The organism is Desulfosarcina variabilis str. Montpellier (assembly GCF_048565275.1).
Classification (GTDB): domain Bacteria; phylum Desulfobacterota; class Desulfobacteria; order Desulfobacterales; family Desulfosarcinaceae; genus Desulfosarcina; species Desulfosarcina variabilis.
The window spans coordinates 1,328,219-1,349,666 of sequence record NZ_CP159846.1; the positions used below are offsets into that span (position 1 = coordinate 1,328,219).

Genomic DNA, 21,448 nt, shown 5'->3' on the forward strand with positions numbered 1-21,448 from the left:
GAGGCCGAATTGAAGGGGGTATAAAATTGACTATTACTGAAATACTTGAATCATTCAAAAAATTTGATGGTATCTATAAACGTGAACAAGTCGATGCAGCCATAAATCTTAAAGATGAAATCACTCCGCATCTTATAAAAGTACTTGAAAACGTTCTTGCTAACCCTGAAAAATACGCTGAAAATGAAGATTTGTATGACCATATCTATGCAGTGATGCTGCTCGGACATTTTAAAGAAGCCAAGGCACATAAAGTTATCGTTGACCTGTTCAGTCTACCAGGTGATTTAACGGATAAAATATTCGGTGATATCAAAACATCAAACCTTCCCGTCATTTTATTGAATACCTGTGATGGTTCTATTGAACTTATCAAATCCATAATTAATAACAGAGACGCCGACGATTACTGTAGAGCATCTGCTTGTAACGCATTGGCATATGCTGTTTTTAAAGGATATGTCTCAAGGGAATCCGTGATTGAATTCTTTGGAACATTGTTTACCAGAGAAGAAGCAGATAGGATGTCAGATTTCTGGGGGCTGCTGGCGACAACTGCCTATAATTTATATCCAGAAGAAATCATCGGGATAATCAAACAGGCTTATGATGATGAGTTAATAGCGCCCGGGATGATCCATTACAGTGAGTTTGAAGAAGCTCTGAAATTTGGTAAAGATAAGTGCTTTGCGAGATTGAAATTTGATATGGAACGGGACGGTTTGGATGATATTCACGCTGCCATGTCCTGGTGGGCCTGTTTCAATGAAGAAAGAAAAACGTTTTCATTTTCACCTGGGATTACAAAGGATTTTTTGCCTGGATATTCTAAACGTTCCTCTGGTCAACCCCAGAGAAAGAAAACCAATAAGAAAGCCAAAAAGAAAAAACGAAAACAAGCCAAGGCTTCAAAAAAGAAAAACCGTCGTTAATGAAAAGTTGTAAGCATTGATGCATTGGTTTTATTTGGGTATTTTAAAAATGTCAAATAAAATCATTGGATTGAAAGGTTATGAACAATGGAACAAGCTTGCCTGTCATCGCTTGGAGCAGTAACTACGCAAAACCTCATTGCCCTGTGCAAATCTGGTTTGAGCGCCAAGATATTTGATGAAGTGGCCGAATGTTTACAGGTGCCGGATGTCCGCCTATCCAACATCATCAATATAAAAAAAAGCACACTTATCAGGCGGAAACGCGAGGGGCGGCTTAGTTTCGAAGAGTTGGAAAGGCTTTACCGTATAGTCCGTGTTTTCAATATGGCTATTTTCAGAGGGGAACATGCTGAATAATTCGTTTGAAACCTACAGACTATCGTTGATAACCTGTCGTTTTTAAGGCGACTATTTCCTCGGATAAACTATTCAAATCTTTATGGTCGGTCATCCCGTCCAAAATAAGTGGTGAAGTTTATCACAATATTGCGGTCAAGTCGCCCACCTTAAATGGTATAGGGAGGAAATCAAGTCCGGCAAGGTCCACGAAGAAACCGTCAGCCTGATCACCAGTCTATCGCCCACAAAGGCCAATCCAGATCGCCTTTTTTGTCTTGCTCGCGGACATTGGGGCATTGAAAATAGAAGCCATTATGTTCGTGACTTTACCTTCGATGAGGATCGGTCGCAGGTTCGCAGAAACTCCGGTCCGCGCGTGATGGCCACTTTGCGTAATCTTGGCATTGGCATATTGCGCTTCATTGGGTACAAAAATATTGCCAGTGCATTACGGGACATGGCAGCAAATCCGCATATGGCCTTACGGCTGATCGGTATATATCCAATCAACGTTTCTCAGTTATCCAACTGAGCCCCGGTCTCGCAAAGGATTCTTGTGGCGAAATTCCCCTAAATTCCATAAAATTGTTCAATATGTTCGGATGACTATTGTTGGCCTTCCCATTTGTAAGTCAAATCATCTGCCGGCAATTTGCCGGCCTAACAAGTGAGGGCCAACTTTGACGTTGGCCCTGGGCTGCCCGGAACATCAGGCGTTTTCAACGCCGTTTCCTACTCAAACAAGGCAGGCAGACAGGAAATTACACGCGGTGTTCCCGTTGATGCCAAATCCGAAGAATGCATAGTACATCCTGCGTGATTGCATATCTGACAGTATACATCCCAAAGTGCATTTCTCTTATCTCTCCTGGCAGGTGGGATAGCCATTTGCCTAATTGGGGAGCGGATTCAATTTTTCCGATCATGGACAGAATCTGTTTAGCAATGTGCGCCGCTTTTTCAGGCTGATACGCTGCTACAAACGCTCTCAGCCGCTCCAAGTCCGCTAGGGATGCCTCTGTAAATATCAGATTCACCGAGGGTGCTCCAGTTCATCCGCATTGCCCCAAGATGCGATCCAGTCCTTGACCCGGGCCCCGTCAACCACCAATCCGGCTTCCATATCGGTCAATGCTTCCATTGTTTCCGTGTCCCGCTTTTTCCGTTCCTGTTCCTTTTCCACAAATTGTTGGACCAAATGGGATACGGCAGCACTTTCAGTCAGTCCTTTGTCTGCTGCAATTGCTAAAAACGCTTTTTTTACCTCGGCGGGTACACGCCCTCGAATAATTTCACTCCCCATGAATACCTCCTGTTTGTAGCCGTTTGTAGCTCATTGTAGCACTTAGACGCCTTGTGTCAATTTGCCATTTAATATTACAAAAATAAAAATTTATAAAAAGTAATGCAAAAAAATTGACACAACCAAAATAGGAATTAAAGTTTGCCCATAGACAACCACGGGTGTCACACGGTACCCGACAAACAGGAGGTAAAGAGCTATGAGCAAAACTATCGGAATCGATCTTGGAACAACCAATTCATGTGTTTCCATCATGGAGAGCGGCGACGCCAAGGTGATACCCAATGCTGACGGTGGACGGACAACCCCTTCCATGGTGGCTATTTCCACGGGCGGAGAACGGCTGGTGGGCCAGGTGGCCAAACGGCAGGCGGTGACCAACCCGGAAAATACGGTGTTCGGTGTCAAACGGCTGATCGGCCGCAAATACGACTCAACCGAGGTGCAGACGGACAAGAAGAATCTGCCCTATGAAATCACCAAGGCCGAGAACGGAGACGTGCGCATTGCCATCAAGGATCGCCAGCACAGCCCGGCGGAAATCTCTTCCTTTATTCTCGCGGACCTTAAAAAATCCGCTGAAGCGTACCTGGGAGAAACGGTCACTGATGCGGTCATTACCGTACCGGCGTACTTCAACGACAGCCAGCGCCAAGCGACCAAGGATGCAGGCAAGATTGCCGGATTGAACGTCAAGCGCATCATCAACGAGCCAACGGCGGCATCCCTGGCTTACGGGCTGGACAAGAAAAAAGAAGAGAAGATCGCGGTCTTCGACCTGGGCGGCGGTACCTTTGATATATCGATCCTGGATATTGGTGACGGGGTCTTTGAAGTCAAGGCCACCAATGGCGATACCCATCTGGGCGGTGAAGACTTCGACCTGCGCCTGATCGACTACCTGGCCGATGAATTCAAGCGTGAGCAGGGGATTGACCTGCGCGGTGACAAGATGGCTCTGCAGCGTCTCAAAGAGGCGGCCGAAAAGGCCAAGATGGAGCTGTCCAGCAGCATGGAAACGGACGTCAATCTGCCGTTCGTCACCGCTGACGCCAGCGGTCCAAAGCACCTGAACATCAAACTGACGCGGGCCAAACTGGAATCCACCGTGGATGATCTGCTGGATCGCCTGGAAGGGCCCTGTCAGACCGCCCTCAAAGATGCCGGTTATTCGGCCGGTGATATTAACGAGGTGATCCTCGTGGGCGGCATGACCCGCATGCCGGCGGTTCAGGCACGGGTGAAAAAGATATTCGGCAAGGACCCCAACAGGAGTGTCAACCCCGATGAAGTGGTGGCCCTGGGGGCGGCCATTCAGGGCGCGGTGCTGGAAGGGGATGTCAGCGATGTGCTGCTCCTGGACGTCACGCCGCTGTCGCTGGGGATCGAGACCCTGGGCGGGGTGATGACCAAGCTGATCCAGAAGAACACCACCATCCCTACCCGGCAGAGCCAGGTCTTCTCTACGGCCGAAGACAATCAGCCGGCCGTGACCGTGCATGTGCTGCAGGGCGAGCGGGAAATGGCAGCCGACAACAAGACCCTGGGCCGTTTCGAGTTGACCGGGATTGCGCCGGCGCCGCGGGGCATGCCCCAGATCGAGGTGACCTTTGACATCGACGCCAACGGCATTGTGGAGGTCTCGGCCAAGGACCAGGCCACGGGCAAGGCCCAGAGTATCCGCATTACCTCTAGTTCCGGGCTTTCCAAGGAGGAGATCGACCGGCTGGTCAAGGATGCCGAACTGCACGCGGATGCGGACACGCGCAAGAAGGAACTCGTGGAGGCCAAAAACGCCGCTGACGCGCTGATTTACTCGACCGAGAAATCCCTGAACGAAATGGGGGCCAATGTGGATGGCGGTGTGCGCATGGAAATCGACGATGCCATCAGCAACCTGAAAAATGCCCTCAAGGGTGAGGATGCGGCCCAGATCAGGCAACTGACCGAGGTGCTCACCCGTGCATCTCACAAGCTGGCTGAGTCCATGTATCAGCAGCAGGCAGGTCCCCAGCCGGGACAGGCTCCTGGCAATAACGCCCGGGCCGGTCAGGCATCGGCCAATGAGGATGTGGTTGATGCGGAATACGAGGAAGTGGCCTAAGTGCCTTTGTATAAGCCCGTCTAAGCCCCCCTAACGGCGTTGGGAATCGGCTTGAAATGCTCACATACTAAAATGTATGCTCCGCTTTCGAAGCCGATTCCCGCCTTGTTATGGGGCCTGATCCAGGCTTTTACAAAGGCGCTAAGCGATCTGGAAATTCTCCCCCCTTTTTTCATTTCTATGCAGGACGAAAAATCAGCCGGACCATTTTTATCTTCGCGGTTCTCCAGAAAACTCAAGTTCGAGACGAAAGGCCTCCGACAAGGTTGTTTTGGAAAAGTGTTAAGTTTCAAGTGTTAAGTGTTAAGTGGTGGATCGGATCTAATTTTATATAGGAATCGATAGGATGCCTTTCCTTAACACTTTAAACTTAACACTTAACACTGGCCCCTGGATCAGTTAAATTCATGCTACTTTGCTGGAACAGGTGTCAGCTGGAGCTTTACGGAGAACCGGATTTATCTTTTCGTTGAATGAATTAGCTGGTGGTTGAGTTGGTGCCTGGCATTGAACAGGCGCTTATACATTAAAAAAGCAATCAACAGGCTGCCCATGGCCGTCGACGCGGCGATCATGAACATTACCACGATCTGATACTTGACGGCGCTGACGGGATTGGCCCCCTCCAATATCTGGCCGGTCATCATGCCGGGCAGCGAGACAATTCCCACCACCATCATGGAGTTGATCGTCGGCATCATGCCCCGCCGCACCGCCTCGGCCAACGGCCGCTGGGCGGCTTCCCACCTGGAGGCACCCAGACTCAGCTCCATCTCCACCTCACGCCAGCCCGCAGACAGGGACTCGAGCATGGAATCGATGCACAAAGAGAGTCCATTTAAGCTGTTACCCAGGATCATCCCCAGCAGTGGAATGGCATATTGGGCCTTATACCAGGGATCGACGCCGATAATGATGGCGGTGACCGAGAATGTGGTGACAAATCCCACCAGGCTCAAAGCGCCCATGGCCAGCCAGTTCATTCCGGCAACGGTTCGCTTGGGTCTTGCCACGGCAGCTCTGCCGGCCATGACGACCATGATCACACTGAGCACCAGGATGGCCCAGATGTTCTCCATCATGAATATCTTCTTGAGCACAAATCCGATCAGCAGCAACTGAACGACGGTGCGCAAGGCGGCGATGCGCAGTTGTCTTTCCAGCCCAAGGCGCATTCTATAACTGATCAGGGCGGCTACCAGAACCAGAGCCGAAGCGATGCAAAGATCGAAAAAACCAAGATTGATGGCATGGTTGCTCAATGGATCACTCATTTTCACACCCGCTGGCGTTAATTAACCTGCATGTCAGACGCGCTTTTTCCGTGAGTAGTGGTCTGATATCGATAATGGACGAGCAGATTCTATTGGCCTGGGCCGCATTGTGGGTTGCCAGCATACAGGCTCCCCCGTCTTGTCTGGCATACTGCATGATGATCCTTTCCGCGGCCTGTACGGTATCCGCGTCCAGATTGCTGGTGGGTTCATCCAGAAGCATGATGGCGGGTTTGATCAACAGGGCTCGCAACAGGCTGATCCGCTGCATTTGACCGCCGGAAAGCTTGCCGGCATGTTGATCGAGCAGGCCGTGATCCAGATTGAGTGCATCCATGGATTTCAGCGCCGCTTCCGGGTCATAGGCAGCGTCTGCGCTGGCGTAAGTAAACGGTAGTTCCAGGTTCTCTCGCACACTCATGTTGAGCATGATGGGAGTCTGGTCCACATAAGTCACCAGGCGGCGATAGGTGGGCATCGGGATACGGTGAAACGTTCTTCCCAGGAACGTGATCCGGCCGGCAACGGCATCGATCAATCCGGCCAATGTTTTCAGAAGGGTGGTCTTGCCGCAGCCGGATGGTCCCAGAACGCCTATGATATCACCCGGATTCAAGGTCAGGTCGAATCCGCTGATCAGCGGCCCGTCTGCGTTGCCAACCGACAGCGCGTTAACATCGAGCAAGTGTGTCACGTCATTTTTGCCTCGGAAATGGGGGCGTGTTTTATCTCATCGGCTACATTTAAAGTTTACTATATTGGGCATCATCAGGCAACGCCAGGGTATCGGTTTCTTGCCGGTACCCTCATCCAAACGTCCCCTCGCCCCATTGGGGAGAGGGACAGGGTGAGGGGGAGATCGATCCATTTCCGAAGACGGATTTATCAAACAGGCGCTAACAAATCCTGAGGCTTAATACACCCCTAACACAATCCTGTTAACCATCCGAAGATTTGCATGATCGTGTTGTATTCTTATTGCGGCGAACGAACAGCAACCTGTAGCGGAATCGGACGTGGAGCGCATGGCCAGTCGAATCACTTTTTCTCTATTTTTATTTCTTTCTGTTTTTTGGGTCGTTTCGACCGCCTTCGCGGGTGACGCTTATGTTCTCGATCCCATGCTGGTGACTTCTTCCGCCGCCGCTTCGGGAAACGTGAAAAAACCGCCGTACGCCCCCGGCAGCGTGACTGTGATCACGGGAGCGGAACTGGAGTCCAAGGATGTCATTTCGCTGGCTGATGCGGTGCAAGGTGTCGAGGGCGTCAGCATCGTCGGCGGCCGCAAATCCGGTAGCATTTCGATTCGGGGAATGGATTCCGGTGCCACATTGATACTGATTGACGGCAGACGGCTCAACTCGGGATTTTCCGACAAAGCCAACGGAATGAGCGAAGGGCTCCAGGTCAACCATATCCCGCCCGTGTCGGCCATCGAGCGCATTGAAATCATTCGCGGCCCCATGTCTGCCGTCTACGGCTCCGACGCCCTTGGCGGCGTCATCAACATCATCACCAAAAAGAACCTTTCCCAGTGGGTGGGGTCCCTGGGGGTTGGCGTCTCCGTGATGGAAAACGACGACTCCGGCAACACCTATCAAGCCGATGCCTATCTTTCCGGCCCCCTATGGCAAGATAAGTTGTCGGCGCGCATCTGGGGGTTTAAAAAATACCACGAGGAAGATGATTTCATCGACGGTTTTTACGAGTCGGACCGACAGGATGTTTCACTGGCCCTGACCTTCACGCCAAATCAAGCGAACGAATTCTACGCGCATGTGGAGCATATCGATCAGGACATGGACAGCACGGCAGGCAAATCGTCCGATACGTCCCAGTCGGTTGATTACGACTACGGCGATCAATGCATCGGCCACAAGGGAACCTACGACCTTTTTAAATCGGAGATCAACCTGTATCGGCATGCGACCGAGCGCGACGGCACCAACGAGACCTGGCATCCGGAAACGGAGAACCGGGTGGCCGACGCCAAGATATCGGCCCCGCTGAAAAACCATCTCGCCACGGTGGGTGGCCAATGGAAAGCGGATGAGACCAAAACCGCGGCCGGATATAAATCCCTGGATGGAACCTATGGACGCAAATCCGAAATGTGGGAGTACGCGATTTTCGTCGAAGACGAATGGGCCATGCTAAAAAAGTTCACCCTGACAGCGGGACTGCGCTATCAGGATAACGAGTATTACGCAGACCACTGGACGGGGCGCCTTTACGGCGTTTACGCCATCGACGACGCCTGGACGATCAAGGGCGGGTATGCCGGCGGCTACAAGAACCCCACCTTGCGGGAAACGGATCCGAATATCGGCAACCCCCAGTCCTGGCGGAACCCGGTTGCCTACACGTGGGGAAATCCTGACTTGGAGCCGGAGGAGTCCGATAACTACGAAATTGCCCTGTACTATGCCCCCATGTCAAATTTTTCCGTCAATGCCACGGTTTTCGACACGGAGTACGAAAATAAAATCATCAACACCGGGCGCACCGAGTTTTACGATGCCGACGGAAACCTGATCACCGATGACGAAGGCAACATCTGGGGGACTTATCTCAATATCGGCGAAGCAACGGTGCGGGGTCTGGAATTCGCGTTTTTCTATCTGCCGGTTCCGGAGGTCACGATCCGGGGAAACTACACGTACCTCGATTCGAAAATGGACGCCTCCGATGCCGTGGTATACGCAGACAACGGCGATCTGATCGTCGATTGGCGCTTTCTCAACGGCAAACCATTGGTGGGAACGCCCGAAAATAAAATCTACCTGTACACAGAGTGGCGCTTCCATCCCAGGTTTTCGGTCAATGCAGCGCTGAACTGGCAGGACGGTGAATCCAATGTGAAATGGTCCCGGACCATTTCCAAGGCGTCCGATTACAAAATATGGGACGATGAACTTCTCACCGTCGATTTGGGCGTGTCGTGCCAGGTGACCGAATTTTTGAAAGTAAACGCCAAAGTTTACAATGTCGGCGACGAGACGCGGGATGCGCATGCCGACTATACTTATCTGGAAGAGGGAAGGCGGTACTGGTTGGGTCTGCGGGCCGAATTCTAAGAGCCTGTTTGATAAGTCCGTCTAAGGCCCGCTAACGGCGTTGGAAAGTGGCTCAAAATGCTCACATATTACATATATGCTCCGCTTTCGAGCCACTTTCCGCCTTGTTATCAGGCCTGATTCAGACTTCTCAAACAGGCTCTGAAGAGAGGATAAGATGGACAGAAAATGGCCGGTGTTTCTGGCTGCAATGCTGGTTTTGTTGTTTTCCGGCTTTGCAGCGGCGGAAAAAACGATTACCGACATGGCGGGACGCAGCGTGACTGTTCCGGATGAAATCCACCGTGTCTTTCCGGTCGGACACGCGATGCCCATCGCCCTGGCGCTCGCCCCGGAAAAGGTGGCCGTGGTCAACCGCACGGGAGAAGATTTCCAGCGATTCACACCTAAATCGTTCAGGCAGAACAAGATGGGGGTCGGATCGGCGTCGCCCGAACGAATCAGGAATCCGAATCTGCCGCGTAAGAAAGGCATTCCCCAGGAGGATGCCGAGCGGGTCAAGCCCGATCTGATCTTGATGGAGGGAACGGAAAAATCCGCCCAATGCGCCGACGCCGTGCAAAAAAGAACCCACACGCCCGTCATCGTCGTGGATCAGGACATGCACCGCTACGAAGAGGCGTTCACGCTTCTCGGCTACGTACTGGACGCCGACAATCAGGCCGGCCGGATGATCGGCTATCTCATGAAATATCTGTATCCGGTGCATCAGAAAACCAGCGCCTTGTCACCGGAGCAACAGGTGAAAATCTACTACGCCCACGGCCCCGAGGCCTTGAACACCGAACCGATGGGCAACAAGCACGTGCAGCCCCTGTCCTATATCCACGCCGTCAATATTTTTCCCAAGGCAACATCTTTGAAAATCGAGAACAAAAGCTACACAACCACGCTGGACGAAATCATCCGACTCACCCCCGATGTGATCCTGATCGCCACCATGCGCGCCGAGAAGCGCCAGACATGGAACGCCATCCACGACAACAGCCAGTGGCGCCAGGTAAAAGCCGTGCAGACCAACCACGTCTATCAGATACCATGGCTTCCTTACAGCTGGTTCGACCGCCCGCCGGGAAGCAACCGCATTTTAGGCACCGTCTGGCTGGCCAAGACCGTCTATCCGGAAATGTTCGCCGACCTGGATATGACCGAAGCCATCCAGGACTATTTCCAAGTGTTTTACCATCTGTCCATCACCGATAAGGATGTATCGGATCTGTTGTCGATGAAGGGCCAGGGCGAAGATAAAGGTTGAGCATGCATTCATCCAGAACAAAGCGTAAGATCCTTTTTTTTATCATTTTATTTCTCCTGCTGATCGGCGGCGGCTACTATTTCTTCGGCAAAAACACCAACCAACGATCCGTCACGCCGGAACTGGCGAGTGTCGGTAAATTCGATGCGACCGTTGCCTGGCAAAGCGCCGACGTGGGCAAGGGACGGGTCTCCTACCGCCGCGCCGGCGTGGATGAAAAGCCCATGACCGCTTCGGACGAGATTGTTGGCTCGCCATATCATCGGGTCCTGCTCAAGGGATTAAGACCCAATACGCGATACAGCTACAGCATCGAAGGGGTGCCGGACCGTTTTCAGTTCCAGACCCAGCCCTTGACCAGCAGCCCGTTTTCCTTCCTGATATTGGACGCCGCCGACGCCGGTGCAATCGAAAAGCGTGTCGCCGCCGAACTGCCCGATTTTATCCTGGTTCTGGAAAACACCGCGGTTTCCCTGTCCGGGATCGACGCCATCAGGCCGTCCTTGCCGGTTTTCAATATGAAAGGGCCCGATTCTCCTTTTCTGCGGGCCGTGGAAAAAATACCCGGGAAACAGCCGCTTTGGACCTTGGATTGGGGCGGGCTGCGTTGTGTGTTCATCAACGACTATCAAGATGCCCTGCCTCGCCTGAAAGACCGGATCGGTTCCTATGCGCATCACACCATTGGTATTTTCCTCACGCCGACATCCCTTGCGGGCGGAAACCATCCGGACATGGCCGCGCTGACGGATCCGAGCGGCGCCTTGGTTTCCGCGACCGATCTGCACAAACGGCTTACGGCCCATAACGCCGACCAGCCCCAAAACCCGGTCGCGTTTGTCGCTTTGATCGATGCCGACGGCAAAAGCGACACGTCTTTGGAGCTGGATACGGACGATATCCATTATTTTTCGCTGGCGTCATCCAGCCGGGGAAAATCCATGCGTGTGGACGTGGAACCGGAGTCCGTGCGCGCCTTTTTCCTCGACCAGTCCCGTGAAATCGCACTGAAATCGCCGCCGCATAAAAAGAAGATCACCTGTGAGGAATGCCGCCGTCTGGCCGACAAAGGAGCGTATGAAGCGAGTATTCAGGCGTACAAGGATTTCATCGCCGCCAACAAGGTCCACTACCAGATCGAAGACGCCATCTTCGCCATCGCCAAAATCAACGATGAAAAGCTGTTTGCCTTTCAAAAGGCCTTGCATTGGTATCAGCGGCTGATCGACCAATTTCCCGAAAGCACGCTGGCCGCCATCGCCAGGCAACGCACCGACTATCTGGTCGCTCATGGGGATTATGGGTTCGAGCCCCTGAAACAGTTCGAACAGATCAAAAAGGTGGAATTCGCCAGAAAAAAAGACGATCCCGCGCATTTGACAAAAATTTTGGAAGAGGTTCGTGCGCTGGTCGCCAGATACCCGGACTCGGCCCTGGCGCCCGACATGCAGCACTGGCTGGCCTATCAATACCGCGCCGTGGATACGCAAAAGGCTGTGGACGCCTACGATGACTTGAAAAAGGCCTATCCGGACAGTCCCAACGCCCGGGAAGTGATGCTGGAAATCGGCAACACCTATTATCGCGCCGGACACTATCGAACCGCCGCGCGAATTTTTCGCCAGGCCCGCGCGCAGCTTTCCGAGCTGACGGACACCATCGATGCAAAAATAAAACGCAGCCAGCGCAACCAGCGGCGGGTCGTGTTCCAATGGGTCAGTCTGACCGTTGTTTTGTTTGGTGCGGCCCTGCTGGGCCTCTGTCGCCGGGTCGTTGACGGGAAAAGCATGCGCAAAGGCGTTGCGCTCTTTTTCTTAACGGCCGCTGTCTTTTTTCTGGGTGCCTATTTTATCCGGGAACAATTCAATTCCATGCAGGAGATGATTCTGATTGCGCTCTTTTTCTCGGCCAGCGCGGCCATATCGGCTATGGCCGGAACCCTCTTCTCGCGGCGGATCGAAACGACAGCAGGCGGCGCATCCAATGACGCTCCGAACGATATACCAAAAGACGCACCAGCCCAAGCCAATCCCGGTGTGTCGAGAATCGTTCTCGCGCGCGTCTCCGGCTCCATGGGCGCGCTGATCCTTTTCACGGCGTTATGCTATTTGAGCATTTACCACATATACATTCACTACCTGATCATATTCAAGCTATAGCGAGGAAATTTCCATCATGAACACAGCAACGCGGCAACGCGGTCCTGGCTCCCGTCCCAAAGGGCGCATTCTGAAAATCAAATCGGGGTTCAACCCCAATTCCAGCTCCGTGGGAAGCGATATCCCCGCCTTTTTTTTCGCGGCGTTGGGATCGGGCGCGCTGGGGATCATGGTTCTACAAATGATAGACGTTTACGACCGCTATCTTCGCAACCAGCATGGCGAACAAAGCGACAAATAAATGGGATCGGTTCGGTTTTTCGTTGTTTTCGTCCTTGTCGTCCTTTGCGTTTTTTCCGCAAGCTGCTTTGACCGGGGAAAATCAGCATCGATCCAGGCAGGCGATCGCCTCGGCGATTTCAGGCTCGAGACCCTGGCCCATGACCGTTTTTACCTCAACGCGCAGCGCGGCAAAATCGTGGTGCTTGTGTTCTGGTCCACCGACTGCAAGCACTGTAAAAAAGAGATGCTGGATCTGAACGATGCATGGAATACAAAGTGGAAAAAAAGCGGCGTGGTCCTGGCCGCGCCCTGTGTGAATCCGGAAGATGTGGACGAGATCAGGCAGTTTGCGGAAAACGGCTCGGTTGTGTATCCCATCCTTCTGGATGAGAACATGGGCGTATTTCGCAAATACGGCTTCCACTTTAAGCCGACGACCATCGTGATCGATGGCCAGGGCGTCGCCCGCCTGGTTCGATTCGGATATAGCGACGTGATCGCCGGACACATTGAGGACGCCGTGCGCAATCTGCTGACCGGCACCCCTTTCGATTCATAGAAGAAGAACCAAAAGTTATGCGAAGCCCGTTTCGAATCTTTATCTTTTTGGCCCTGCTTTTTGCAGCAACGACTGCCGGTGCATCGACTCAAGGCAAGTCCTCCTTTTTAATACCGCCCTATCTTCTCGACGTCACAACCGAGAGCGCCACGGTTGCATTCAAACTGTCCGCACCCGGATCCGCTGCAGTCATTGTCGAAAAGGAGAACGAATCATCCTGTTTTCAATCCGACGCATCCGGGCAATATCATTTCGTTCCCATCGACGGTCTTGTGCCCGGCAGGGTCTATCCGTATCGAATCGTCCTCGGCACCCCTGGCGATAAAAACGATGCTATCGATGATGGACAGGCGATACGGACCGCCACGTTGCCGGGGAAATCATTCTCGTTCGCGGTGTTCGGCGATCCCCGGCCCGGCGATTCCGGTACCAATCGAAACCATCGTGACATTGTAGAGGCCATCGGCATGGTCGATCCGGAATTTGCCATCATCCTCGGCGACATGGTCGACGACGGTGCCAGCCATATGCTTTGGCACGATTTTTTCGATATCGAAAAGGATCTCTTGAAACGCACCGCCGTATTTCCAGTGGTCGGTGACAACGACGTCGCGGAGGGAAAAGGCGTCTACGGCGCCTATTTCCCTCGTTTGAAAAACGGCTGCTACCGGTTCGAATGGGGCGGGATTCAATTCTATGCCCTGAACGTCTGGGGTGCCAGAGGCGGACAGAAGAAAAGGGCGTTTGATGAGACCAGCGAGCAGTATCGCTGGTTCGTTCGCGAGCTGGAAAAACCGGAGTCAAAGCAGGCGCCGTTTCGTATTGTGTTCATGCATGATCCGGTCAAGATTTCACGGGGCAGATCTTCTCAGGTCCTTGAGGGGGTCTGGGCGCCGGCCTTTGAAAAATACCATATCGACGTTGCCTTCGCCAGCTGGCACCTTTACGAACGGTCCCATGACCAGGGCGTCAATTACATCATCAGCGGCGGCGCCGGTGCGGAAATCATCTGGCTCAATGCGGATCCCGCCTATCCGTCGCAAGCCGAGGCGAATGTCCATCATTTCTGCAAAGTCGATGTCTCCCCCGGAGCCATGGACATCCAGGCCATCGCCATCGACGGAACCGTTCTGGACGCGATTACGCTGACGCCCCAGAACCGATCCCGGACAAGCGTCAACGATGTCAATGATATCGCCCTGACCGCCAAAAGAGTGCAGAAAGAAATTCTCATCAGCCCTGGCGAAAACCTGCCCCAGATACCCCTGTGGCTTTTTTCCACGGACTGCGATTTTTGCAGGCGCATCCTTCGTCGATTGCTTCCCCAACTCGCCGAAATCCATCAGGTCGCTTTCAAGGTGCATTACTTCGATCTGGCTCTGGAAGCCTCCTACGATCTCTTTTTAAACGCCGGTGCGGAATTCGGCCGCCAGGATGCGGATCTCCCCGCCATTTTTATCGGTGACAGCGTTCTTGGCGGGAAATCGGAAATCACCGGCAAGCTGCCGACTGAAATCCGAGAATTTCTGCGAAACCCCGCCCAATACCAAAGCCGAGCCATCGTTCCGTTTCAGCAGACCCTCGATACAAAGCGCTTGAGCGAAAATACATTCAATGCGCTGACCGTTGGACTGATCCTTGGCGCCGGACTTCTGGACGGTTTGAATCCCTGCGCCTTTACCACCATCATTTTCCTTATCTCCTACCTGACCCTTCTGGGCGCGTCGGAACGAAAAATCGTCTACACCGGCGGTCTCTTCAGTCTTTCGGTATTCGTCACCTATCTTCTGATCGGACTTTTTTTCCACCAATCCATCGCCTGGATGGTCAATCACGAGGGCATCGCCCGAGGCGTTCATCTGATTCTGCTTCTGATTGTCATCGGGTTGGCCGTCTTCTCCCTGATGGACCTGCTGAACGCCCTGTCGGGAAAACCGGACCGGTCTGTTCTCCGCCTTCCCCACAGCCTGCGGCAATCTATCGAGAATAGAATCCGGATTTTCGCTGATAACCAGACGGCCTTGACCCTGTCGACCATTGTCCTGGGCGTCGTCATTTCCGGCATGGAACTGTCCTGCACCGGCCAGGTCTACATCCCCATCATTGCCATGCTGGCACAGCCGCAATATCGCATCACGGCCTTTTCCTACCTTATTCTGTACAACATCGCCTTCATCGCGCCGCTGGTCACGGTATTCATCCTCGCCTTTTTCGGCAAGGTCTCGGCCAGATGGAACCGGACAAAATCATACCGGGTCTACATCAAGCTGGGGTATGTAGTTTTTTTCGCGGCGATGATTGTGATCATGTCGGCAAATGGATTGTGAGTGATGACAACTATTACTGCAGGCGTGACAACGCCTCGCGGCCTGGCAGTTCCACCCATCCGTCGGCCGCCGGGTCCATCGGATAGAGCGAGGAGAAGGTGCTTACCGGTCTGGCGAAGATCGCAGCGGTCTGGTCGACCATGAAGACCAGGCTGCCGGTGCGGCCGGTCTGCTGGGGGATGGCGGCCACGGTCCACTGGCGTTGATAATCGATGGGTTGAAAATCCCGCCGGGGCAGTTCCACCCGCTCGCGCACATCGACAAAATAGTACCCGCTGGTGGCTTTGGTCGTGCCGATGGCAACGGCCAGGTGTTCTGGAATCAGGTCTATTCTGACCGGTTTTCCGGCCGGGTCCACGGCCGTCCACAGGTGGGTGATGAATGCCGCGTAGCGGTGTTCTCCGAAAAGCGATTGGCTCTTGTCGAAATAGACGCGTTGGGCGTCGACGATCCGCTCAAGATGATCAAATGCCCGCATCTCGTTTTGACACAGCCTGGCCAGTGACGGTGTATGGTCACCTGGCCGCTTTGCCCACCACCATGTTGCGGCCAACAAAACAAAGGCAACCAGCAAAGTAGTGAAGACAATACCAGATGGGGTGATGCGTCCCATATGGCGTTTGGCAGATGGCATGGCTCAGTGCTCCCCACTGGCAATCGCATAGGATCGGAGCCAGTCGATCAATACCGGGTCGTCGATGGATGACAGGTCGAGCCCCTGGTAGTAGTGCGGGTTGGTCAACAGGTAGGGTTCCGGATCATTAATCGGATAGGCCAGATAACCCGATGGGACCGCCGTCGATGCTGTTGCCCTGGGGTAACGCCTTGCATCGGTATCGCAGTGATCGAGGGTGTAGATCGTGGCCAGGGTGCTGGAAACAAGGATCGCGAACACTGCGCCCAGCACCGTTGCCAGCATCCTGCGGCGGATCCTGCCGAGGGCGACTGAAAAAAGGAAAATCCCGGTCACGGCGGCCAGCCCGTAGCCGAAAAGATATGCCGCCACCTCCGATCCGGGGCTGCCCAATGCCATGTGGACGAAGACCGGCGTGGGATAGACATTGTCGCTGTTGATCAGAACACTGGCGGCGTCGGTATCGGCAAGGCCGCGGTGGGTAAGGTAAAACAGCCCGCACCAGAAAGCGATCACGACCAGTCCCGTGATCAGGTGGCCGAGACGCAGCCACTGCCAGGGCCTGGCGCATATCCCGCCGATGCCGACAGCCGCAAGCAGCAGGCCCAGCGTCGTCCAGGCGATCTGCCGGCTCAGCCGGCGGATCCATTGGGCCCGGCTTTTAACCGACAACCGGGAGACGGGTTGCGCCAGGGACATGGCCGGCTTGGCGTCCAGGGCGCGGCCGAATGCCCGATATGCCCGGTAAGGGTGCTGCAGGGCCAGATGGGTCAACCCGAGCGTGTAATACACATCGTGGATGCGGTAATACCGGGGGTGGTCAGCAATGATTGCCTGCAACCAGTAGACATTCTGGTGAAGGGTTTCGAGGGCTTCGGTGTCGCCCAGCTCAATGCGTTTGAACGAATCCGCTTTCATGCGGCGGATCCGGGTATTCAGCGACCGGTGGGTTTTTTCCAGGCGGATCAGATGGTCCAGTTCGGTCCAGGCTTGAGCGCTGGCTGGGGCGATCCGTCGGGCGTCCGATTTACCGTCAAGTATTTTCAGGGCGCGGCGGTAGCTGGCCATGGCCCTTGCCACGTCCCCCACCTGGCTGGCATAGAAACGGGCCAGCGACACCATGGCCGTCAGCCGATCACCGGTGGTCAGGGTGCGGTCACCGGCAGCCTGTTTGAGGATGCGGACCCCTTCCTGATATTCGCCTTTGGCGAACTGCTCCTGTGCCGTGTCTGAGGCATTCACGTTGGCTGCAGTTGCGGCCATTGGCCAGAAGGAAAGAGCGCAGATGAGACAAAAGAGTGGACGTCTCACGGATCAACTTTCTTTCTGCTTGGAATCCTTTTTAGATTCGTCGGATTTCTGAGTGGAGTGGTCGTCCTTGATGAAATAGGGCAGAATCACACCGGATACCGCCGCCAGTGTGAAAGAGACCGCAATCAGGGATACGGGCAGGGCAAAGATGATCGAGCCCATGGAAGATGAATTGGGGTTGAACCCCTGTTTGACTCTGAGAATTTTACCGTTCATGTGGTTCTCGTTTATGTCGTTGCTTACACGCAGGCGCGTGGGAGCGGGATGTAAGGGGTGACCCCCATCGGGCCACCCCCTATTTATGTAAAATAAAAAGTCATATTGACTTTTTATGGGCAGACGCACCGGCTGCAGGTACACAATTGCATGAGCTTGCGCGCATCCATTACCGTGATGGAGCCGTCATCGTCGATGTCGCATTGCGGGCATTCAGAGGCCGGTTCCCGAAGGTGCGATTGAATGATGCTGACGTCTTCCCGGTCGACCATGCCATCCTGGTTCAAATCGCCGGCGATGGTATAGTAGACGGTCAGCTTGGGCCGCTCTTCGAGCACGTCATTCTCGGCGGTGTTAAAATCCCAGCCATCGGTGGAGGAGTTGATGATTCCCCACCCGTAATTGGGGGCGCCGGCCACCCATGCAGCAATGGATTCGGTCACGTCGATGTAGGTGAATTCACCGGAAACCGGGCTGCTGACGGTGGCCTCCGCATTGGCGGTGGCTTCCACATCATCCGGCGTTATCCCATTACCGGACAGATCGTTCCATGTGCAGGCGTCCGGCCAGTCGGTTAACATCCGGTAAAAGGACTGGGTGCCGTCCGAGCTGCTGGACGTGAGCACCTGTAGTTCGGCACCGACAATTTCGGCATCCGCCGGGATGGCATCAATGATATCCCTGAAACGCATCATACCCTGCACCACGCCGCCGTCGCTCATGTCCACGGACATGCTTGCGGTGCCGTCGAAAACGGTATCCGGCGATGCATCCCGGATCTCCAGGTCGATCGTGCCGTCATAGCCATCCAGGTCCTGTTGGAACACCACCTTCAAGCGGGGGTCTGCCGGCGTTGCAACCGTCAGCACGTCGGTATATTCCGAATAACCGAAGATGTTGCGCGCGCGCATCCGGAAAGAATACGCAACCCCATCCTGCAGGGCGGTCAGGGTGTAGCGGGTGAGTGCCGGCTGGATCTGGGAACTGAGGATTTCCCAGTCGCCGTCGCCGATTTTACGTTCCAGTTCGATCTTCTGGACCGGCTGCGTGGCGGTGTTCTCCCAAGTCAATACAATCTCGGTGTAGGATATTGCTTCGCCCGCCAGGTCTGCCGGGGCGCTGGGAACGGCACCCGTATATTCGTTGAGGGTGAAGGGAATCTTGATCACATTGCCGAAGTAAGGCGTATCGGACAGCAGAATATTTTCCGGAACCGCCGTGTATTTATTCTCTTCGGTGAGCGCTTCGACATCCTCCACCTGAGACTCGGTATCCCCCATCTCGACACCGTCCGGACAATCGTCGTAGTAGCAGTTGCGCTTGCCGGTGATCACCGTGCGAATGTCAAGATAGGCATCACTGGTATCGGTGACCGGGTGGACGTGGATCCATTTGAACTGGTTGAAGGAGTCACTGTGAAGGGTCCAGGGTTTGTCGTCGTCATGACGGCGCGGGGAGGCGCCCCAGCTGCCTTCTCCGAGGAAGAAGGTGCCGAACTGCTCGTCGACTCTGAAATTCTGGAAACAGTCGGCCTCATTGTCGTCACACGGGGCCAGTGGAAAGGTGTATTTGTGCATGTGTGAATCCGCATCGCAGGAGACATCCAGGCCGTAATTGTAAAACAGATCGGCCCAGGATTCGATCAGTCCCAGGTTCTCGGCCTTGCCGGCCGTGTGCGGCCGCAGGGGCTTGTGATAACCCGCGGTGAGAAAGTCGATGTCCTGGCTGTTTGCCAGTTCTTCGGCCAGCCACAGGTTCTGACGCTCGAATGCCGCCGCCCAGGTGTCTGTGTTTTGCAGCTCGGAGTTGAGGGCAAAGACCTTGAGCAGATTGCCACCAAAGGTCAGCGCATAGTAATTGTATGGGTCTCCATTGGTGGCCGGTGTGTCGAAGAGATGGTGCAGCACTTCGTAGTCACCATTTTCATGATTGCCATGCACGGCGATGTGGGGAATCAGCCGGCCGTCGGCGGTGGTGGTCTGGGCCGACCAATTGCTCAGCCAGTTTTTCCATGCATCGGCATCCGTGCCGTCACCGCTGTTGTAGTCGCCGCTGAACAACACGAACAAGGGGCGCAGTTTGGCCACCATTTTATTGGAATACTGTCCGGCCGCGTAAGGATCACCGCTGCTCTTGGTGTCGCCGCCGGCAATGTAGGCAAACGGCTGGGGGGTATCCGGGGCGGTGAGAAAACTGAACCGTTTGCTGACTCCCTGACTGTCCTCGATGACGAAGTAATGCATGGTGTCGGGGGTAAGGCCGGTGAACCTGGCAAAATGGGTATGCATGTCCAGCACGGTATTGGATCGATACGGTGCCAGGGTATTGGGGTAGGCCGATGCGTTGCGGCCATGGTCGGTGGTATCCCATTTGACGACCGGGTCGGTGCCATCCAGCTGATCCCAGCCGATGACCATGGTCGTGGCCGGATCGTCGTTCCAAGAGGCACGCACCTTGCCGACGCTGGGAGACTCCTCGTCGCCGACGAAGGTCACCACCAGTGTGGGACGCTGGTCGGTGCTCTCGCCGGCGCCGTCAAAGGACTCGGCAACCCGCTTTCCCTCACCGTCGAAGATAAGGGCCAGGTTGTTACCGCCGTACCAGTCGGCACGATCCACGATTTCCTGGACGATGGCGGTCAGGTCCGGGGTTTGCTGGGCTTCACCGGCTTCCTGCTCGGTGGTCCACTGTGGGGCATCCGTCCAACTGACCGCCGCCGTGGTGCGCGTCCGGGAGGAAATGTTGTAGGTGGTCGCATTAAAGGCATCGGGGTAGGCGTTGGCCTCGCCGGTGATGGTTACGCTGAAGGCATCGGTATTGTCGGTTTCGTCCACGCAGAACTGAACATACGCGCTGAGCATCTGTGCGCCCTGGGGGATGGAGACATTGCGAAAACGGATGCCCACGGTCTGGTTCCGTGAAGGATCGTCTTCGTGGTCCTGGACAATCTCCAGATCCGAGCTGTCGATGTCCAGTACACCGGGGCCGTCATCGCCTTCCTCGGCGTCGTCATCACTGCTTTGGGGTTGATAAGCGGCCTGACTGGGTGTCACGACGACCAGTCTGGGTGCGTACGCCTCGCCGCCGCCGTCGTAGGACTCGGCCGTCCGTGTACCGGTGGCCTCGATGATAAAGGCCATGGCGTTGCCGTTGACCCAGCCGTCATTGGCCGTGATTTCATCAATAAGGGTCATCAGGTCGGGCGTCTGCTGGCCATTTCCCTGTTCGTGTTCGGTGGTCCATTGGGGAATTGCCGCCCAGGTGACCGACGCACTGGTCCTGGTGCGGCTGGACACAGCATTCGTCACTTCTGCAAACAGCTCGGCGTTGGCTGTGTCCTCGCCCCAGATGGTGGCACTGAAAGGATCGAGGTTCTTATCCTCGTCCTGGGTGAACTGGATGTAGGCCTTGACGATCGTCTCGTCTTCCGGAATGGTCACGCCTGGAAAACGCACCCCGATGATCTGTTGTTTCTGATCTTCTTCATCCGGTTTTTCGTAGCCGATTTCCAGATCGCTGCTGCCGGCATCCCAGGTGCCGTCCGTTGCATATTCTTCGATATTGTCGAGAACCTGCATGGATGGAAATTCGTAGGTGGCCGACCATGCCGGCACCGCCAACAGGGTCGCCAGGCACAGGAACACCAAACATAGTCGTATCATTTTCATACGATCCTCCTCTATCGTTTCAGATCAGTATTGTTGATGCGTTACGATGGATGCCCTCCCGGTCA

The 21,448-nt window shown here is 54.5% G+C and carries 17 protein-coding genes; 9 read left to right on the plus strand and 8 right to left on the minus strand.

Translation table 11 applies throughout. From position 1 onward, the window contains the following. The first annotated feature begins 26 nt into the window (after nt 1–26). Complete coding sequence (locus Dvar_RS05865) at nt 27–932, plus strand: DUF1186 domain-containing protein (protein ID WP_419660769.1); 906 nt, start codon at nt 27–29, stop codon at nt 930–932. Between the two features lie 87 nt (nt 933–1,019). Continuing rightward, on the plus strand, nt 1,020–1,292 hold the full coding sequence (locus Dvar_RS05870) for an antitoxin Xre-like helix-turn-helix domain-containing protein (RefSeq protein WP_419660770.1): 273 nt from the start codon (nt 1,020–1,022) through the stop codon (nt 1,290–1,292). 743 nt (nt 1,293–2,035) lie between these two features. On the opposite strand, the gene Dvar_RS05875 is transcribed toward Dvar_RS05870, so the two are convergent. Both Dvar_RS05875 and Dvar_RS05880 read right to left on the minus strand, forming a co-directional pair. Next, on the minus strand, nt 2,036–2,311 hold the full coding sequence (locus tag Dvar_RS05875) for a type II toxin-antitoxin system RelE/ParE family toxin (protein WP_419660771.1): 276 nt from the start codon (nt 2,309–2,311) through the stop codon (nt 2,036–2,038). Next, the gene (locus Dvar_RS05880) at nt 2,308–2,577 is read right to left on the minus strand and encodes a hypothetical protein (protein WP_419660772.1); all 270 of its coding nucleotides are present in this window, start codon (nt 2,575–2,577) and stop codon (nt 2,308–2,310) included. The genes Dvar_RS05875 and Dvar_RS05880 overlap by 4 nt, the downstream gene beginning before the upstream one ends. A 199-nt stretch (nt 2,578–2,776) precedes the next feature. Here Dvar_RS05880 and dnaK point away from each other — a divergent pair, with 199 nt between their 5' ends. Beyond that, nucleotides 2,777–4,681 (plus strand): molecular chaperone DnaK, encoded by a 1,905-nt coding sequence (dnaK, locus tag Dvar_RS05885; protein ID WP_419660773.1) that lies wholly within the window; start codon nt 2,777–2,779, stop codon nt 4,679–4,681. Between the two features lie 458 nt (nt 4,682–5,139). Here dnaK and Dvar_RS05890 read toward each other — a convergent pair whose 3' ends face one another. Together Dvar_RS05890 and Dvar_RS05895 are read right to left on the minus strand one after the other, a co-directional pair. Beyond that, entirely contained in the window at nt 5,140–5,955 is an 816-nt protein-coding gene (locus Dvar_RS05890) for an ABC transporter permease (protein WP_419660774.1), read from the minus strand. Then, a complete protein-coding gene (locus Dvar_RS05895) occupies nt 5,948–6,649 on the minus strand; it encodes an ABC transporter ATP-binding protein (protein ID WP_419660775.1) in 702 nt (233 codons plus the stop codon). The genes Dvar_RS05890 and Dvar_RS05895 overlap by 8 nt, the downstream gene beginning before the upstream one ends. 331 nt (nt 6,650–6,980) lie before the next feature. Here Dvar_RS05895 and Dvar_RS05900 point away from each other — a divergent pair, with 331 nt between their 5' ends. The 6 genes from Dvar_RS05900 to Dvar_RS05925 all read left to right on the plus strand — a co-directional run bounded on the left by Dvar_RS05900 (nt 6,981) and on the right by Dvar_RS05925 (nt 15,554). Further along, a complete protein-coding gene (locus Dvar_RS05900) occupies nt 6,981–9,032 on the plus strand; it encodes a TonB-dependent receptor domain-containing protein (RefSeq protein ID WP_419660776.1) in 2,052 nt (683 codons plus the stop codon). 157 nt (nt 9,033–9,189) lie between these two features. Then, nucleotides 9,190–10,287 (plus strand): ABC transporter substrate-binding protein, encoded by a 1,098-nt coding sequence (locus tag Dvar_RS05905; protein ID WP_419660777.1) that lies wholly within the window; start codon nt 9,190–9,192, stop codon nt 10,285–10,287. Between the two features lie 2 nt (nt 10,288–10,289). After that, complete coding sequence (locus tag Dvar_RS05910) at nt 10,290–12,446, plus strand: tetratricopeptide repeat protein (RefSeq protein ID WP_419660778.1); 2,157 nt, start codon at nt 10,290–10,292, stop codon at nt 12,444–12,446. Nucleotides 12,447–12,462: 16 nt separating this feature from the next. Continuing rightward, nucleotides 12,463–12,687, plus strand: coding sequence for a hypothetical protein (locus Dvar_RS05915; RefSeq protein ID WP_419660779.1), 225 nt, complete (start codon nt 12,463–12,465; stop codon nt 12,685–12,687). Beyond that, on the plus strand, nt 12,688–13,227 hold the full coding sequence (locus Dvar_RS05920; protein ID WP_419660780.1) for a peroxiredoxin family protein: 540 nt from the start codon (nt 12,688–12,690) through the stop codon (nt 13,225–13,227). Nucleotides 13,228–13,244: 17 nt separating this feature from the next. Further along, nucleotides 13,245–15,554, plus strand: coding sequence for a cytochrome c biogenesis protein CcdA (locus tag Dvar_RS05925; protein ID WP_419660781.1), 2,310 nt, complete (start codon nt 13,245–13,247; stop codon nt 15,552–15,554). A gap of 13 nt (nt 15,555–15,567) precedes the next feature. Here the strand turns inward: Dvar_RS05925 and Dvar_RS05930 are convergent, their stop codons facing one another. The 4 genes from Dvar_RS05930 to Dvar_RS05945 form a co-directional block, all read right to left on the minus strand. Next, a complete protein-coding gene (locus Dvar_RS05930; RefSeq protein WP_419660782.1) occupies nt 15,568–16,188 on the minus strand; it encodes a hypothetical protein in 621 nt (206 codons plus the stop codon). A gap of 3 nt (nt 16,189–16,191) precedes the next feature. Continuing rightward, nucleotides 16,192–17,499 carry a tetratricopeptide repeat protein gene (locus Dvar_RS05935; RefSeq protein WP_419660783.1) on the minus strand — a complete coding sequence of 436 codons (1,308 nt, stop codon included), beginning with the start codon at nt 17,497–17,499 and terminating at the stop codon, nt 16,192–16,194. Between the two features lie 3 nt (nt 17,500–17,502). Further along, nucleotides 17,503–17,715 (minus strand): hypothetical protein, encoded by a 213-nt coding sequence (locus Dvar_RS05940; protein ID WP_419660784.1) that lies wholly within the window; start codon nt 17,713–17,715, stop codon nt 17,503–17,505. A 113-nt stretch (nt 17,716–17,828) separates the two neighbouring features. After that, nucleotides 17,829–21,383, minus strand: coding sequence for a DNRLRE domain-containing protein (locus Dvar_RS05945; protein WP_419660785.1), 3,555 nt, complete (start codon nt 21,381–21,383; stop codon nt 17,829–17,831). Between the last annotated feature and the right edge of the window lie 65 nt (nt 21,384–21,448).

Bases quoted from the DNA above. Each gene is read 5' to 3' on its own strand.
- Dvar_RS05870 (WP_419660770.1), top strand. From the start codon at position 1,020: ATGGAACAAGCTTGCCTGTCATCGCTTGGAGCAGTAACTACGCAAAAC.
- Dvar_RS05880 (WP_419660772.1), bottom strand. From the start codon at position 2,577: ATGGGGAGTGAAATTATTCGAGGGCGTGTACCCGCCGAGGTAAAAAAA.
- dnaK (WP_419660773.1), top strand. From the start codon at position 2,777: ATGAGCAAAACTATCGGAATCGATCTTGGAACAACCAATTCATGTGTT.
- Dvar_RS05890 (WP_419660774.1), bottom strand. From the start codon at position 5,955: ATGAGTGATCCATTGAGCAACCATGCCATCAATCTTGGTTTTTTCGAT.
- Dvar_RS05900 (WP_419660776.1), top strand. From the start codon at position 6,981: ATGGCCAGTCGAATCACTTTTTCTCTATTTTTATTTCTTTCTGTTTTT.
- Dvar_RS05905 (WP_419660777.1), top strand. From the start codon at position 9,190: ATGGACAGAAAATGGCCGGTGTTTCTGGCTGCAATGCTGGTTTTGTTG.
- Dvar_RS05910 (WP_419660778.1), top strand. From the start codon at position 10,290: ATGCATTCATCCAGAACAAAGCGTAAGATCCTTTTTTTTATCATTTTA.
- Dvar_RS05915 (WP_419660779.1), top strand. From the start codon at position 12,463: ATGAACACAGCAACGCGGCAACGCGGTCCTGGCTCCCGTCCCAAAGGG.
- Dvar_RS05920 (WP_419660780.1), top strand. From the start codon at position 12,688: ATGGGATCGGTTCGGTTTTTCGTTGTTTTCGTCCTTGTCGTCCTTTGC.
- Dvar_RS05925 (WP_419660781.1), top strand. From the start codon at position 13,245: ATGCGAAGCCCGTTTCGAATCTTTATCTTTTTGGCCCTGCTTTTTGCA.
- Dvar_RS05930 (WP_419660782.1), bottom strand. From the start codon at position 16,188: ATGCCATCTGCCAAACGCCATATGGGACGCATCACCCCATCTGGTATT.
- Dvar_RS05940 (WP_419660784.1), bottom strand. From the start codon at position 17,715: ATGAACGGTAAAATTCTCAGAGTCAAACAGGGGTTCAACCCCAATTCA.
- Dvar_RS05945 (WP_419660785.1), bottom strand. From the start codon at position 21,383: ATGAAAATGATACGACTATGTTTGGTGTTCCTGTGCCTGGCGACCCTG.